This is a genomic window from Sphingobium sp. DC-2 (genome assembly GCF_000722555.1).
Taxonomy (GTDB): Bacteria; Pseudomonadota; Alphaproteobacteria; order Sphingomonadales; family Sphingomonadaceae; genus Sphingobium; species Sphingobium quisquiliarum.
Map to the genome: position 1 here is coordinate 58,861 of NZ_JNAC01000001.1, position 13,954 is coordinate 72,814.

A 13,954-nucleotide genomic window follows, 5' to 3' on the forward strand; every position below is an offset into this window, starting at 1 on the left:
CATATACAACTCCCTCCTAATTTGTTAAGAGTGATATTTGATGTATTAAACATCATGGAGCCAACATGATCACGTCGCAGCAAATGCGCGCCGCGCGCGCCCTCCTCGGACTTGATCAACGCCAGCTCGCCGCGCTGGCCGGCCTCTCCCTGCCGACCATCCAGCGCATGGAATCATCCGATGGCCAAGTGCGCGGTGTGGTCGACACGCTGGTCAAGGTGATCACCGCGCTGGAAGGCGCAGGCATCGAACTGCTGGGCGAGAATGCGCCCAGCACGGGCGTGGGCCGCGGTGTGCGTCTGCGCGAAACGACCGCGGGAAAGTCCGGCGGCCAGGGGCAGTCGCTTCTCTATGACAAGGCGGAGGAACCGGTCAGGTGAGCGCGAAAGCCTATACGCCCAAGCTCATCACGACCTTGCGCGAAGGGTACACCGCTCAGACCTTCCGCGCCGACGCCATAGCGGGCCTGACGGTCGCGATCGTCGCGCTGCCTCTTGCCATGGCCCTGGGCATCGCCAGCGGCGCTTCTCCCGACAAGGGGCTTGTCACGGCCGTGGTGGCGGGGTTCCTGATTTCCGCGCTCGGCGGATCGCGGGTCCAGGTCGGCGGACCCACGGGCGCCTTTGTCGTCGTCATTTTCAATGTTATCGCCCAGCACGGCTATGATGGGCTGCTGATCGCGACGCTCCTGGCAGGCATCATCCTCATTGCCGCCGGTGCGTTTCGCCTCGGGCAGATGATCAAATTCATCCCCCATCCGGTCGTCACCGGATTCACCGCGGGGATCGCCGTTATCATTGCCTCGAGTCAGGTGAAGGACTTCCTCGGGCTCTCGATGACCGAGGTCCCGGCTGAGTTCCTGCCCAAATGGCAGTCCTATCTCGCCGCTCTGCCGAGCACCAGTTGGGCAACTCTAGGCGTCGGGGTCGGAGCACTTGCGACCATCATCGTGCTGCGCAAACTCGCGCCCAGACTGCCCGGGTTCCTGATCGCGGTCGTGGTAAGTTCCCTCGCCGTCGCTCTGCTCAAGCTCCCGGTCGACACTATCGGCTCCCGCTTCCCGGACATTCCTTCCGGCCTGCCGATGTCGTCCCTGCCGGAATTCACCTTCGCCAAGATCAATGCGGTGATGCCTTCGGCATTCACCATTGCATTTCTCGCCGGCATCGAAGCCCTGCTGTCGGCCGTCGTCGCCGATGGCATGGCCGGAACGCGGCATCGCTCCAACCAGGAATTGATCGGCCAGGGCGTCGCCAATATCGGATCCGCCCTGTTCGGTGGGCTACCCGCGACGGGCGCGATTGCGCGTACCGCCACCAATATCCGCTCCGGGGCCAGAACCCCGGTTGCCGGAATCATGCATGCCGTGTTCCTTCTTCTGTTCATCCTGTTCGCCACGGACCTGATGGCATTCGTACCCATGGCCGCGCTTGCCGCGATCCTGTTCATGGTCGCCTGGGGCATGAGTGAATATGAGCGGTTCATTGCCTTGCTGCACATGCCCAACAGCGACCGGGCCGTGCTGCTACTGACATTCGGCCTGACGGTACTGGTGGATCTCACCGTCGCAATCGGCGTCGGCGTAACTCTGGCCTCGCTCCTCTTCATGGCCCGCATGAGCGAGGCTGTCGAGGTCGACAGCAGCGGCCGGCAGGACATCGATCTCGATTCCGAAGACGTTCACCAGCGCGACGCGTTGCCGGAGGGTGTCGAGGTGTTCCGGATCACCGGCCCGTTCTTCTTCGGCGTAGCAGGCGAACTGCTCGATACGCTGCGCCGCGTCGGTCAGTCGCCCAAAGTCATCATCCTGCGCATGCGGCTCGTTCCCCTGCTCGATGCAAGCGGCGTCCAGGCGCTCGAACAGTTCATCGAACAAGCGCGCGTCGCCGGCGCAACGGTCGTGTTGTCCGGCGTGCAGCCGCAACCGAAGTCGATGCTTGCGCGCGTTCACCTGGAAGCTGGTTCGGACAAGCTTTTCTATGCCGCGGACTTCGCCAGCGCCCAGTCGCTCGCGGTCAGCTTGCTCGAAGCGCCCAAAACTCAGCCGCACTGATCGGCGCACCCTGCTGCGGTTCGGGCGAACATATTGTCGAAAGGAAGGAAATTTGAACGACGTCGTGATCCTGTCGGGTGTGCGCACCGCTATCGGGGATTTTGGAGGCAGCCTTAAGGACGTCGCGCCGTGGGAGCTTGGCCGCATCGTCATTGCCGAAGCCATCAAGCGGGCCGGAATCGAACCAGGCCATGTCGAGCATGTTGTCCTTGGCCAGGTCATTCAAAGCGAACCCAGCGATGCATATGTCTCGCGAATTGCCGCTATCGCGGCGGGGATTCCCGATCGGACCCCGGCGCTCACCCTGAACCGCCTTTGCGGATCGAGTGTGCAGGCGATTATTTCCGCCGCCCAAATGATCGCATTGGCCGAGTGTGACATCGCCGTTGCTGGCGGTGTCGAGAGCATGAGCCAATCCCCACACGTTCTCAAGGGCCTGCGCTGGGGGCGCAGGATGGGCGATGAAATGATGATCGACGCGATGAACGCGACGCTGAGCGATCCGTTCGGTGCAGGTCACATGGGGGTCACTGCCGAGAACGTTGCCGAACGTCATGGCATCACCCGGGCCGAGCAGGACGCGCTGGCGGCCGAAAGCCATCGCCGGGCAGCAAGAGCACAGCAGGAAGACCGTTTTCGCGAGCAGATCGTTTCCGTCGAGGTCAAGGGCCGTAGCGGCACCTTTATGTTCGAGGCCGACGAGCATGTGCGCACCGACGTTTCCAGCGAAGGCCTCGGCGCACTCACGCCCATCTTCCGCAAGGATGGCGGGACCGTAACGGCGGGCAACGCCAGCGGCATCAACGACGCTGGCGCGGCTCTGGTGCTGGCTTCCGCCGCCGCCGCCGAGAGACACGGCCTGACACCCCGCGCCAGGGTTGTAAGCTGGGGACATGCCGGTGTTGCCCCCGAAGTGATGGGGCTCGGTCCCGTCGAAGCCGTGCCCATCGCCCTCAAGCGGGCCGGACTATCGCTTGACGACATCGACGTGATCGAGGCGAACGAGGCTTTTGCCGCGCAGGCTTGCGCGGTCGCCAAACTGCTCGATTTCCCGCCCGAGAAGGTCAATCCCAATGGCAGCGGCATTGGACTTGGGCATCCCGTCGGGGCAACCGGCGCCATCATCACCATCAAGGCGCTTTACGAGCTCGAGCGTATTGGCGGCCGCTACGGGCTTGTGACCATGTGCATTGGCGGCGGACAAGGCATTGCACTCGTGATCGAGCGATTGCCGAGCCAGGATGCGTAAGAGGCGAGCATGAGCGAACCGGATCGGACAGGCAGACGGCCCAGCTCCCTGGATATCGGCAGAGCGCAGCGCGCGCTGGTCCAACTGGCCGCCATGCTGGCGGCCCTTGCCGGCGCGATCAATGCAGCCGGCTTTCTGGCATTCGGGCACGTCTTCCTTGCCTCGCCCGAGGCCAACGCCACTGTTCTGGGCACGAGCCTTCCCGGTGGCTTTGGTATCACGAAATTTGTGGGCGGAATGATCTTCAGCTTCGTGGGGGGTGTGGTCCTCACGACCTTGATTACGCACTGGCTAGGCCGGTACCGGCGCACAATCGCGCTCGTTTGTACCGCAATCGCGTTGGCCGCCGCCTATCTGACATTCCTCTCGCATCTGGCGATCATCCCGGCCGTGCTGATCGCGATGGCCATGGGTAGTGCTCATTGCACTTTTGAGAGGGATGATCCCGACCTGCAGGAGGCTATTTCGCCCTCCACGCAGGTCGTGCGGTTCGGGGAGGCATTGGCCGGCGGACGGCATCACGCGAACTATCGCCAGCTTGGCTTGCATGCATCCTTTTGGCTGGTCTTCCTTATTGGCGGGCTTGCAGGCGCTGTTGCGTGGATCACGCTCGACGCCAGAGCCTTTGCCGTGGCTGCCCTCGTCGCCGCATTGCTGGCAATGCGCGCCTGGCTGATTGAACGCGATCTGTTCGGTGCCTGACGCACATTCCTGACCGATGGAGAACTCCATGAGCGAAGATGAATATGTCTACGATGAAGAATCCGGTGAATGGATGGCTGCATCCGAACTGAAGGAACGGCGCGCCACCGCGGACCGGATCGAAGTCCGCGATGCCGTGGGCAACCTGCTTGCCGACGGCGACCAGGTCACGTTGATCAAGGATCTGGTCGTCAAGGGCGCCGGCCAGACTCTGAGGCGGGGAACGCTGATAAAGTCGATCCGCCTCACGGATGACCCGCAGGAAATCGACTGCCGGTATGAAGGCATCAAAGGTTTGGTGCTTCGTGCGGAATTTGTCCGCAAGCGCAGCTGACCGGTTATTGCGGTTGTTCGGCGCAAAGCTTCTTGAGAAGGATCAAGGCATTTTTCTCATCTCGCTGGCAATATGAAAATTGATGGGAGGTTCGCCATGAGTACAACCGATATCCGTAACCGCTTCTCTTCCCTGTCGATCACTCTGCACTGGCTCATGGTGCTGCTGATCTCGGTCGTTTACGCTACCATTCTCCTGCGGGAGAACTATCCCAAGGGAACCGACATCCGCGAGGGGCTGAAAACCTGGCATTTCATACTCGGACTCACCGTTCTGGCGCTGGCGATCATCCGCCTGCTGGCACGCCTCAGCCAGCGCACCCCCCCGATCACGCCGGAACCGCCGTCATGGCAGACGCTTTTAGCCAATGCGACGCATCTCGCACTCTACGCGTTCATGCTGGCGATGCCCTTGGCGGGCTGGGTGATCCTGAGTGCGTCGGGCAAGCCGATTCCATTCTTCGGTCTGGAACTGCCGGCTCTTGTCGGCCAGAGCAAAGCCCTGGCGGGACAGATGAAGGATTGGCACGAGACAGTCGGGACCATCGGATATTTCCTGATCGGCTTTCACGCCCTTGCCGCTCTCTTCCATCATTACATCGTCAAGGATGATACCTTGCGCCGAATGCTGCCGGGCCGAACCTGATGGCAAAGCACTCTGGCGATCACGGCGCCGCTGAGCGGTAGGCGACAGCTGCCGCAGCGCTGTAAAATCGGGCCAGCGCAAGCGCGCGCAAGATCGTCATGGGTGCAGACCTCGCTGCGCGCCCTCCCCGCCTTTGATCGCACGCGCCAGGGCTGCCTCCTCCCACCGGATCGAAAAGGCGCCCCGAAGCTGGCCGGAAGCAAAACCCGTCGCCTGATCTGCGGGATAATGCGCGCGGATCGCCGCCATCACCTCCGGGGCGACATTCTCGCCATGGCAAGCGAGGCACATGGGCATGGTCGGTATGGCGCGCATATAGCGATATTGCCCGCCCTCATACGCCGACCAGCGCCTGGGCTTGCCGTCGACGCCAAACGGCGCGGCGGCCCAGCTCTCCATGACGCGGCGTTCGGTAGCGTCAGGACTGGCAGCGGGATTACGCGTGCGCAGCGCCGTGCGCCGGACGGTCGCTCCGCTTTCCTCGGAGATCTGCGCGGCGAGCGCGGGCGCTATGCTCGAACAGACGCTGATCGCGCCTTGCGGACCATCCGCCGCCATCGCGGCGGTCAGCGCGCTCAATAATTCCTTCTGGAAGCGGTCGGCCAGGATATCGGAGCGCGCTTGTGCCTCCTGCACCATCACCGCCGGATCCGACGGCGGCTCATTCGAGGCGCAAGCCCCGAGAGAGACCATGGACAGGAGCGGAAGGACGGCGCGTCGCATCGGATTTCTCAGGATTGTCCAGCACCGGGACCGAAGCGATCGCAGAGCATGTCGATCAACTTGCGGACGTCGCTGTCAGCAAGGCTGTAGTAGATCGTCGTCGCCTCGCGCCGGGTCTTGACCAGACCCCCTTCTCGCAATTTCCCCAGATGCTGGGACACGCTGGATTGCGATTGCCCGCACAACTCCACCATCTCCCCGACGGAGAATTCGCCCTGGGTCAGCCGGCACAGGATCAGCAGACGCTGTTCATTGGCCAGCAGCTTCAGCACGCTCGCCGCATGGGCGGCGTGCTCGGCGAGTTGTGCAAGGGGCGTCTCAAGCGGCATCATCTGGTCGCGGGTTTCCCATCATCTCGAAGCACGATGTAAATGGCCGGAATAACCAGCACGGTCAGCAGCGTCGAGGACGCAAGGCCGAACAGCAGCGAGATCGCCAAACCCTGAAAGATCGGATCGGTCAGGATCACGGCCGCGCCAATCATCGCCGCGGCGGCCGTGAGAACGATCGGCTTGAACCGGATCGTGCCGGCTTCCAGCAGCACGTCGCGCAGCGATTTGTCCGGCGTGGCCGAATGGCGGATGAAGTCGACCAGCAGGATCGAGTTGCGCACGATGATACCGGCGAGCGCGATGAACCCTATCATCGAGGTTGCCGTAAACGGTGCACGGAACAGCATGTGGCCAATGACGATCCCGACCAGCGTGAGCGGCACCGGCGTCAGGATCACGAGCGGCAGGCGGAAGCTTTTGAACTGCGCGACGACGATGATGTAGATCGCCAGCAGCGCGACCATGAAGGCGCCGCCCATGTCGCGGAACGTGACCCAGGTGATCTCCCATTCGCCATCCCAGAGCAGGGACGGCACGCTCTCATCCTCGGGCTGACCGTTGAGACGGATTTCCGGCTTCTGGAGGCCCTTGGCCGCCCAGTCATAGGCATCGACCGCGCGGTTCACTTCGATCATGCCGTAGATCGGCGCTTCATAGGCTCCGGCCAGCTCGGCCGTGACCATGTCGGCATATCGACCGTCACGGCGGAAGATCGCAGGACTCCCCGTCTCGGTGCGCGCTTCGACCACCGCGCCAAGGTCGATGAGCTGGCCGCCCGGCGTCTGTGCGACAGGCATACTCGACAAGGCTTGCGTCCAGCTGCGGTCCTTCTGTTCCAGCGCGATTGTAATCGGTAGTGGGCTGCGGCCATCGCCGCGCGGCGCGTAGCCGACAGTCTGGCTCCCCATGAGCATACCGATGCTGTCGGCGACCTGCCGCTGGGAAAGGCCGTAATAATCGAGCCGGTCGCGCTGCACGTCGAGGCGGAGCTTCGGGCGCGCCTCGCCGAAGCTGTTGTCCACGTCGACGATGAAGGGGACGGACTTGAAGATCTTTTCCAGCTCGGACGCTGTCTTCTGGCGCGTGACTTCGTCGGGGCCATAGACCTCGGCCAGCAGGGTCGCGAGGACGGGCGGTCCTGGAGGCGTCTCGACCACCTTGATAGATGCGCCATTGGGCAAGCGCAGCGCCTTCAGCCGCTGGCGCAGGTCGAGCGCAATCTGATGGCTGGACCGGCTGCGATCCCCCTTGGGCAGCAGCGTCACCATCACATCGCCCTGCTCGGGCTGCGAGCGCAGGAAATAATGGCGGACAAGGCCGTTGAAGTTGAACGGCGCCGATGTGCCGACATAGGCCTCCATCGCCGTCGCTTCGGGCAAGCCTCGCACCACGCCGGCAACATCTTCCAGCACGCGGCCCGTGTTTTCGAGCGCGGTGCCTTCGGGCATATCGACCACGACCTGAACCTCCGACTTGTTGTCGAAGGGCAGCAGCTTCACGGTAACGGCCTTGAAATAGAACATCGAGCAGGCGACCAGTGTCGCCACGCCCACCGCGATCAGGAAATTGCGGGCGGACTTCTTCGTATCGATGACGCGATGCGCGACACGGGCATAGAGCTGCCCCAGCTTGCCGCCGCTCTCGTCATGGCCGTGGCCAGAGCCGAGCGTCTTGCGGGCAAAACGGATCATCAGCCACGGCGCAATGACCACGGCGACGAAGAAGGAAAAGATCATCGCCGCCGACGCATTGACCGGGATGGGAGCCATGTAGGGGCCCATCAGGCCGGAAACGAACAGCATCGGCAGCAGCGCCGCAACCACGGTCAATGTCGCGACCACCGTGGGATTGCCGACCTCCGCCACCGCCTCGATCGCGGCCTGGGTACGGTTGCGGTCATCGTCCATCGCCCAATGGCGCGCGATATTCTCGATCATGACGATCGCGTCGTCGACGAGGATGCCGATCGAGAAGATCAGCGCGAACAGGCTGACGCGGTTGATGGTGTAGCCCATGAGGTTCGAGGCGAACATGGTCAGCAGGATCGTCGTCGGAATGACCACGGCGGTCACGCCCGCCTCGCGCCACCCGATCGCGAAGCCGATCAACACGACGATGGAGACGGTCGCCAGCGCCAGATGGAACAGCAGCTCGTTGGCCTTCTCGTTCGCCGTCTCGCCATAGTTGCGGGTGACGGCGACCGTGACGTCATCGGGGATGAGCTTGCCTTTCAGGCTCTCGACGCGCTCGAGGATCGCATCGGACACCACCACGGCATTGGCGCCGGCGCGCTTGGCGAAGGCGATGCTGACGGCGGGGGCGCTATGCCACTTGCCGTTTTCCTCCTTCGCCCAGCGCCACGCCCGCGCCTGATCCTCGCGCGGCCCCTGCGTTACGCTGGCAACGTCGCGCAGATAGACGGGCGAGCCGGAGGCAGAGCGCACGGTCAGAAGTCCGACCTCCTGCGCCGATGACAGGGTGCGGCCCGCCGTGACGCCGACCGCCTTGCCGTCCTCGCGGATATTACCCAGCGGAAAGGACCGATTGGCCTGGCTCGCGGCCTCGATCACGCTCCCCAGCGGCACGCCATACTGGCGGAGCCTGGCCGGATCGGGCGCAATGCGGATTTCCTCGGGGCGGCCACCGACGAGGAAGCTGATCCCGACATTGTCGACCTTGGCGATCTCGGTGCGCAGCTTCGCGGCGAGTTCGTAGAGGCTGGCATCGTTCCACTGCCCTGCCGCGCCGGGCTTGGGGGCAAGGGTCAGGACGACAGCGGGAACGTCGTTAATGCCGCGCACCGTCACCTTGGGATCGGGGATGCCGACCGGCTTACGATCCCAATTGGCGCGCAGCTTCTCCTCGATGCGGATCGCTGCATCCTCCGGGTTCGACCCGACGAGGAAGCGCGCCGTCACCATTACGCCATCGTCCTGCGCCTGGGTATAGACATGCTCCACCCCGTCGACGCTCTTGACGATGGTTTCGAGCGGAATGCCCACCAGCTCGGTCGCATCGGCGGCGGACAGGCCGGGCGCCATCACCTGAATGTCCACCATCGGCACGCTGATCTGCGGTTCCTCCTCCCTTGGGATGGAAAGAAGAGCCAGCAGACCGACAGCGATCGCCGCCAGCAGAAACAGCGGCGTCAGGGGGGAAGCGATAGTGGCCCTGGTGAGGCGACCGGAAACACCGAGATTCATGGCCGCGGAGCCTTGGCCGGCTTACCGGGGGCGAACAGCACGTCGCCGGCGGCCGCACCGCTCAATATCTCGACCAGGGCGGGATCGGCCGTCGGCGCGATCTGGACCGGCACCATGCTGAGCCGCTTGCCTTCCGCGACGATCTGCACCTGATCCATGCCATAGCGCGTGGTGATGAAGGAGCGCGGCACGACCAGCGCCTTGCGCGTGCCGATCTCGACCGACGCGCTCACGCGGCGGCCGATGAATTGGGTGGAAAGCCCAGGCAAAGTCGCATCGACGCGGACCTGGCCGCCAGTGATCGCGGGATAGACCTGCGCCACACTGCCTTCGCGCTGCCCGGACGGCATATCCGCTTCATTGACGATCACGCGCGCACCGGGATGGACCTGTCCGGCAACCGACTCCGGCAGCATCAACCGCAGCACCGGCGGCCCCGCGGTAACCGTCGCGATCGACATGCCCGGCGCCACCGGTGATCCGGCGGGAATATCGGCGCGAAGCACCCGACCGCTCGCCGGGGCGATCACCGCCCCCTGCCCCGCGACGCTGACGCTTGCGCCCTGCTGCGCCCGAGCGGCAGCAACCTGCGCATCGGCCGCGCGCGCGGCCGCAACGGCCTGATCCAGGCGCGCCTTGGCATAGACGCCTTGGCCATAGAGATCGCGAATGCGGGCGAGATCGGCATTGGTCCGCGCGGCTTCGGCCTGGGCGGCGGCGGTCTGGGCGCCATAGGCGCTTGTCTCATAGCCGAGCCGCGAATCGACGATCATGCCGATCCGCTGGCCCTTTTGCACCGTGTCGCCGGCACGGACGGAAAGCGACGTGAGGATGCCGGGGATGCGGGCGAGCACTTCGGCCTGGTCGCGCGTGGCGATCTCCGCGCCGACTACCTTCATGTCCGGGATTTCGGTTGCGGCGAGCCGCAGAGTTTCCCCGGCGGGTAGCGTCGCCGCCGCCTGCTCCTGCTCCGGCTTGCTCCCGCATGCCGACAGCGCCAGCGCGGCGCCCGCCAACCAGAGCCACTTGCCCCTGCCGCTCATCATGCCGCCGATACCCCTCTTTTTTGGTTCTCTTTCAGGCTCTCAATCACCAACGACCGGGAAGCCGGCGTCTTTCCACGCACCGATCCCGCCAGCGAGGTGGGTGTCGATCGCGCTCTGCGCCGCCGCGCATTGATCGAGTGCCTGGCCCGAGCGCTTTCCGCCCGCGCATTGCAGCACGACAGTCCGGCCCTTGGGATCAGGGATGTTACGAGGTGAAAAGCCCGACAGTGGCATGTTTATTGCGCCCAGTATGTGGCCGGCGGCGAACTCGCCTGTCTCGCGCACGTCGATCAGGAGCGCCTTGCCGCCCTTCAGCATGGCGTCCAGCTCGGCGGGGCCGATCTCACGGTGGGCATCACGTTTCTTGAATCCGAACATGGCAGCTTCCTCAACTTTGTTATTTGCATATAACGTGTAATGATGATATTCGTCAATGCCATTGAGACATGGAAGGATCGCAGATGGGCAAGCCTTTGATCGTGGTGCTGGGCGCGGGTCTGGGAGGCACGATCGCCTCCTATGAGATCAAGGCTGCCGTCAAAGACCGCGCCGACGTGATGACGGTATCCGATAGCGATACCTACAACTTCATCCCGTCCAATCCCTGGGTCGCCGTGCGCTGGCGCGAGCCTGAAGCCATCCAGGTCCACCTCCCTCCCGTGTTCGCCAAAAAGAAGATCGGCTTCACCTCGGTCGGCGCGAAGCGGCTGCATGCCGGCGAAAAGCGACTCGAACTCAATGACGGCTCATCCATCAATTACGATTATCTTGTAATCGCTACCGGCCCGGAACTCGCGTTCGACGAGATCGAGGGGCTGGGTCCGCATGGCGGCCATACCCTCTCCATCTGCCAGACGCCCCACGCCTCAGCCGCCGCCGATGCGTTCGATGCCTTTGCACAAAATCCCGGCCCGATCGTCGTCGGCGCGGTGCAGGGCGCGTCCTGCTACGGCCCGGCCTACGAATTCGCGATGATCCTCGACACCGAACTGCGCAAGCGCAAGATCCGCGACAAGGTGCCGATGATCTATGTGACGCCCGAACCCTATATCGGCCACCTTGGGCTCGACGGCGTCGGCGATACCAAGTCGCTGCTCGAGAGCGAGCTGCGTGATCGCCACATCAAATGGATCACCAACGCCCGCGTCACCAAGGTCGAGCCCGGCGTCATGCACGTCGAGGAAGTCGGCGAGGACGGCGCGGTGAAGAAGACGCACGACCTGCCCTTCGGCTTCTCGATGATGCTCCCTGCGTTCCGGGGCGTCCCCGCGGTCAGCAATATCGAAGGGCTGGCCAATCCGCGCGGCTTCATCATCGTCGACAAGCACCAGCGCAATCCGGCCTTCCCCGAGATATTCGCGCTCGGTGTCTGTGTCGCCATCCCGCCGACCGGCCCGACGCCGGTTCCGGTGGGCGTGCCCAAGACCGGTTTCATGATCGAATCCATGGTCACGGCGATCGCCGCCAATCTCTCGCTGGTTCTCGACGGCCAGGAGCCGACGGCGGAAGCGACGTGGAACGCGGTGTGTCTCGCCGATTTTGGCGACGGAGGCGTCGCCTTCGTCGCCCAGCCGCAGATCCCGCCGCGCAACGTCAACTGGTCGTCCAGCGGCAAATGGGTCCATCTGGCCAAGGTCGGCTTTGAGAAATATTTCCTGCGCAAGGTCCGCAAGGGCGAGAGCGAGCCCTTCTACGAAAAGCTCGCCATGCACGCGATGGGCATCCGCAAGCTGCGTTTCTGATGCCCCGGCTTCTGGTTTCCCAAGCGAAGGAGTGAGACTGATGACTCTCGATCGTGCCGTGATGGCGTTCGCCGGTTGTGTCGTACTGCTCGGCGTCGTCCTGTCGCTGACCGTGCATCCCTGGTGGATCGCGCTCACCGCCTTTGCCGGCCTCAATATGCTTCAGGCAAGCTTCACTGGTTTCTGCCCGGCTGCGATGGTGTTCAAGGCGTTCGGCGTCCGTCCGGGAACCGCCTTCAAATGACGCTCAGGCGGACGATCCCCCTCCCCCTGCTCGCCGGCCTGCTGGCGAGTGTCGCCATGCCCGCGCAGGCAACGACGCTTGAAGAAGCCATTGCGGCCGCCGTGAACCACGCGCCGGAAATCGAGGCGGCGGGGGCCGATGCCGATGCGGCCGACGCCCGGATCAGGGAAGCACGCGGCCAGGGTCTGCCAACCGCGACGCTGAGCGGGACGATCGGCTATGGACGACTCGATCCGCAGGGTTTCTTCGGGCTTCCGGCGGCCAACGTCACGCCGCGCGCGGCGCAGCTCACTATCGAACAGCCCCTCTTTATGGGCGGCAGGGTCAGCGCCGGGATCGCACAGGCGAAAGCGGGCAGCGAAGCAGCACGCGCCGGTGAAACGATGACCCGCAGCCAGATCGTTGTCGCGACGGTCCAAGCCTATGGCGACGTGCTGACCACGCACCGAATGATAGCGCTCTATGAACAGATGGTCGGCCAGATGGAGGAGATCCAGCGCCAGGCCCGGCTCCGCTTCAAGGCAGGCGAAAGCCCCAGCACCGATGTTGCGCAGGCGGCGGCGCGCCTTGCCGAAGCACAGGCAGCCCTTGAAGGCGCGCGCGGCTTTGCCATCTCGGCCGATGCGCGATTCACCAACCTCACTGGCCTTGCCCCGCAGGATCTCCAGCCCATTCCGGCAAGTCCGGTCCTGCCTGCCTCGCTCGATGAAGCGCTCGACAGCGCCCGCGGGAACAACCCGGCGCTGGCGCAAGCCGAAGCGGCATTGGATGCCGCCCAGGCCGGCGCGCGGGGCGCGCGGGCCGAACGCCTGCCCACGATCGGCGCCTTCGCCGAAGGTTCGACGGTGCGTGACCAGTTCTTTCCCGATTATCGCTCCGATGCCGCCACGGTCGGCGTGCGGGCGCGCTGGCAGATATTCGCGGGCGGGCGAGTCTCAGCCAAGATTACCGAATCCGATAGTGCGGTCAGGGCCGCCGATGCGCGTATGCGCGCCGCACGCGCCGCCGTCGATGAACAGACGATCAGCGCCTTTTCCGGGGTGCGCTCGGCCGCCCTGGTCGAAGCGGCTGCTTCCCAGCAAGCCCTTGCCGCCGGACAGGCGCGCGACAGCGTGCGCCACGAGGTTCGCGTGGGGATGAAGCCCCAGCTCGATCTGCTCGATGCCGAACGCGAGGCAACCGCCGCAGCGGTCAGCGAAGCTCGCGCGCGAAGCGATCGCATCGTCGCGGCTTACCGACTGCTTGCCCTTCTCGGACGCTGAACTTTACAGGAGACGATATGCACAAGGACTGGCCGAAAATGGCGACCGAGCTGAATGGCGCCATCAAGGAAGTGCGGCTCGGCACGCCCGACGTGATGCAGGCCTTTTCCGCCATGGCGACTGCGGCCACCAAGGCCGGGGCGCTCGATGCCAAGACCAAGGAACTGATCGCTCTTGCCATCTCGGTCGCCATCCGCTGCGACGGCTGCGTTGCCTTCCATTCGAAGGCCGCCGTCAAGCATGGCGCCACGCGCGATGAAGTGATGGAGACGATGGGCATGGCGCTCTACATGGGCGCTGGCCCCAGCCTCATGTATGCCGCGCAGGCGGTCGAGGCCTTCGATCAGTTCTCCGATCAAGCGAAACAATAATACGCCGTGAAATCGAAACAGCCGAACACTTGACCGGCAGTGCGCCGA

At 64.1% G+C, this 13,954-nt stretch carries 15 protein-coding genes; 10 read left to right on the forward strand and 5 right to left on the reverse strand.

The annotated features are described in order from the left end of the window. Positions 1-65: 65 nt before the first annotated feature. The 6 genes from ET21_RS0100300 to ET21_RS0100325 all read left to right on the forward strand — a co-directional run bounded on the left by ET21_RS0100300 (position 66) and on the right by ET21_RS0100325 (position 4,983). Complete coding sequence (locus ET21_RS0100300) at positions 66-380, forward strand: helix-turn-helix domain-containing protein (RefSeq protein WP_030091389.1); 315 nt, start codon at positions 66-68, stop codon at positions 378-380. Further along, positions 377-2,053: a SulP family inorganic anion transporter gene (locus ET21_RS0100305; RefSeq protein ID WP_030538180.1), complete on the forward strand. Its 1,677-nt coding sequence runs from the start codon at positions 377-379 to the stop codon at positions 2,051-2,053. Before ET21_RS0100300 ends, ET21_RS0100305 begins: the two co-directional genes overlap by 4 nt. Before the next feature lie 52 nt (positions 2,054-2,105). After that, positions 2,106-3,302, forward strand: a complete 1,197-nt coding sequence (gene bktB / locus ET21_RS0100310; protein WP_030090341.1) for a beta-ketothiolase BktB — start codon at positions 2,106-2,108, stop codon at positions 3,300-3,302. Positions 3,303-3,311: 9 nt separating this feature from the next. Beyond that, on the forward strand, positions 3,312-4,004 hold the full coding sequence (locus ET21_RS0100315; protein ID WP_030090340.1) for a DUF1275 family protein: 693 nt from the start codon (positions 3,312-3,314) through the stop codon (positions 4,002-4,004). A gap of 28 nt (positions 4,005-4,032) precedes the next feature. Beyond that, the gene (locus tag ET21_RS0100320) at positions 4,033-4,338 is read left to right on the forward strand and encodes an alkylphosphonate utilization protein (RefSeq protein WP_030090339.1); all 306 of its coding nucleotides are present in this window, start codon (positions 4,033-4,035) and stop codon (positions 4,336-4,338) included. A gap of 96 nt (positions 4,339-4,434) precedes the next feature. After that, positions 4,435-4,983, forward strand: coding sequence for a cytochrome b (locus ET21_RS0100325; RefSeq protein ID WP_030090338.1), 549 nt, complete (start codon positions 4,435-4,437; stop codon positions 4,981-4,983). 96 nt (positions 4,984-5,079) lie between these two features. Here ET21_RS0100325 and ET21_RS0100335 read toward each other — a convergent pair whose 3' ends face one another. From ET21_RS0100335 to ET21_RS0100355, 5 genes are all read right to left on the reverse strand, one after another. Then, positions 5,080-5,622, reverse strand: coding sequence for a DUF3365 domain-containing protein (locus tag ET21_RS0100335; RefSeq protein ID WP_231746296.1), 543 nt, complete (start codon positions 5,620-5,622; stop codon positions 5,080-5,082). A 92-nt stretch (positions 5,623-5,714) separates the two neighbouring features. Beyond that, positions 5,715-6,038 carry a helix-turn-helix transcriptional regulator gene (locus ET21_RS0100340; protein WP_030090336.1) on the reverse strand — a complete coding sequence of 108 codons (324 nt, stop codon included), beginning with the start codon at positions 6,036-6,038 and terminating at the stop codon, positions 5,715-5,717. Continuing rightward, the gene (locus ET21_RS0100345; RefSeq protein WP_030090335.1) at positions 6,035-9,241 is read right to left on the reverse strand and encodes an efflux RND transporter permease subunit; all 3,207 of its coding nucleotides are present in this window, start codon (positions 9,239-9,241) and stop codon (positions 6,035-6,037) included. The genes ET21_RS0100340 and ET21_RS0100345 overlap by 4 nt, the downstream gene beginning before the upstream one ends. Next, entirely contained in the window at positions 9,238-10,287 is a 1,050-nt protein-coding gene (locus ET21_RS0100350; RefSeq protein WP_030090334.1) for an efflux RND transporter periplasmic adaptor subunit, read from the reverse strand. The genes ET21_RS0100345 and ET21_RS0100350 overlap by 4 nt, the downstream gene beginning before the upstream one ends. 39 nt (positions 10,288-10,326) lie before the next feature. Then, the gene (locus ET21_RS0100355) at positions 10,327-10,665 is read right to left on the reverse strand and encodes a rhodanese-like domain-containing protein (RefSeq protein ID WP_021246226.1); all 339 of its coding nucleotides are present in this window, start codon (positions 10,663-10,665) and stop codon (positions 10,327-10,329) included. Positions 10,666-10,748: 83 nt separating this feature from the next. Here ET21_RS0100355 and ET21_RS0100360 point away from each other — a divergent pair, with 83 nt between their 5' ends. From ET21_RS0100360 to ET21_RS0100375, 4 genes are read left to right on the forward strand one after another with little or no spacing between them, the layout of a single operon-like run. After that, entirely contained in the window at positions 10,749-12,029 is a 1,281-nt protein-coding gene (locus ET21_RS0100360; protein ID WP_030090333.1) for an NAD(P)/FAD-dependent oxidoreductase, read from the forward strand. Positions 12,030-12,069: 40 nt separating this feature from the next. Beyond that, the gene (locus ET21_RS0100365) at positions 12,070-12,273 is read left to right on the forward strand and encodes a DUF2892 domain-containing protein (RefSeq protein WP_021246224.1); all 204 of its coding nucleotides are present in this window, start codon (positions 12,070-12,072) and stop codon (positions 12,271-12,273) included. Further along, entirely contained in the window at positions 12,270-13,535 is a 1,266-nt protein-coding gene (locus tag ET21_RS0100370; RefSeq protein WP_030090332.1) for a TolC family outer membrane protein, read from the forward strand. Before ET21_RS0100365 ends, ET21_RS0100370 begins: the two co-directional genes overlap by 4 nt. A 17-nt stretch (positions 13,536-13,552) precedes the next feature. Next, positions 13,553-13,906: a carboxymuconolactone decarboxylase family protein gene (locus ET21_RS0100375; RefSeq protein ID WP_030090331.1), complete on the forward strand. Its 354-nt coding sequence runs from the start codon at positions 13,553-13,555 to the stop codon at positions 13,904-13,906. Positions 13,907-13,954 lie beyond the last annotated feature (48 nt).

Bases quoted from the DNA above. Each gene is read 5' to 3' on its own strand.
- ET21_RS0100300 (WP_030091389.1), top strand. From the start codon at position 66: ATGATCACGTCGCAGCAAATGCGCGCCGCGCGCGCCCTCCTCGGACTT.
- ET21_RS0100315 (WP_030090340.1), top strand. From the start codon at position 3,312: ATGAGCGAACCGGATCGGACAGGCAGACGGCCCAGCTCCCTGGATATC.
- ET21_RS0100320 (WP_030090339.1), top strand. From the start codon at position 4,033: ATGAGCGAAGATGAATATGTCTACGATGAAGAATCCGGTGAATGGATG.
- ET21_RS0100325 (WP_030090338.1), top strand. From the start codon at position 4,435: ATGAGTACAACCGATATCCGTAACCGCTTCTCTTCCCTGTCGATCACT.
- ET21_RS0100335 (WP_231746296.1), bottom strand. From the start codon at position 5,622: ATGGTGCAGGAGGCACAAGCGCGCTCCGATATCCTGGCCGACCGCTTC.
- ET21_RS0100340 (WP_030090336.1), bottom strand. From the start codon at position 6,038: ATGATGCCGCTTGAGACGCCCCTTGCACAACTCGCCGAGCACGCCGCC.
- ET21_RS0100345 (WP_030090335.1), bottom strand. From the start codon at position 9,241: ATGAATCTCGGTGTTTCCGGTCGCCTCACCAGGGCCACTATCGCTTCC.
- ET21_RS0100350 (WP_030090334.1), bottom strand. From the start codon at position 10,287: ATGATGAGCGGCAGGGGCAAGTGGCTCTGGTTGGCGGGCGCCGCGCTG.
- ET21_RS0100355 (WP_021246226.1), bottom strand. From the start codon at position 10,665: ATGTTCGGATTCAAGAAACGTGATGCCCACCGTGAGATCGGCCCCGCC.
- ET21_RS0100360 (WP_030090333.1), top strand. From the start codon at position 10,749: ATGGGCAAGCCTTTGATCGTGGTGCTGGGCGCGGGTCTGGGAGGCACG.
- ET21_RS0100365 (WP_021246224.1), top strand. From the start codon at position 12,070: ATGACTCTCGATCGTGCCGTGATGGCGTTCGCCGGTTGTGTCGTACTG.
- ET21_RS0100370 (WP_030090332.1), top strand. From the start codon at position 12,270: ATGACGCTCAGGCGGACGATCCCCCTCCCCCTGCTCGCCGGCCTGCTG.
- ET21_RS0100375 (WP_030090331.1), top strand. From the start codon at position 13,553: ATGCACAAGGACTGGCCGAAAATGGCGACCGAGCTGAATGGCGCCATC.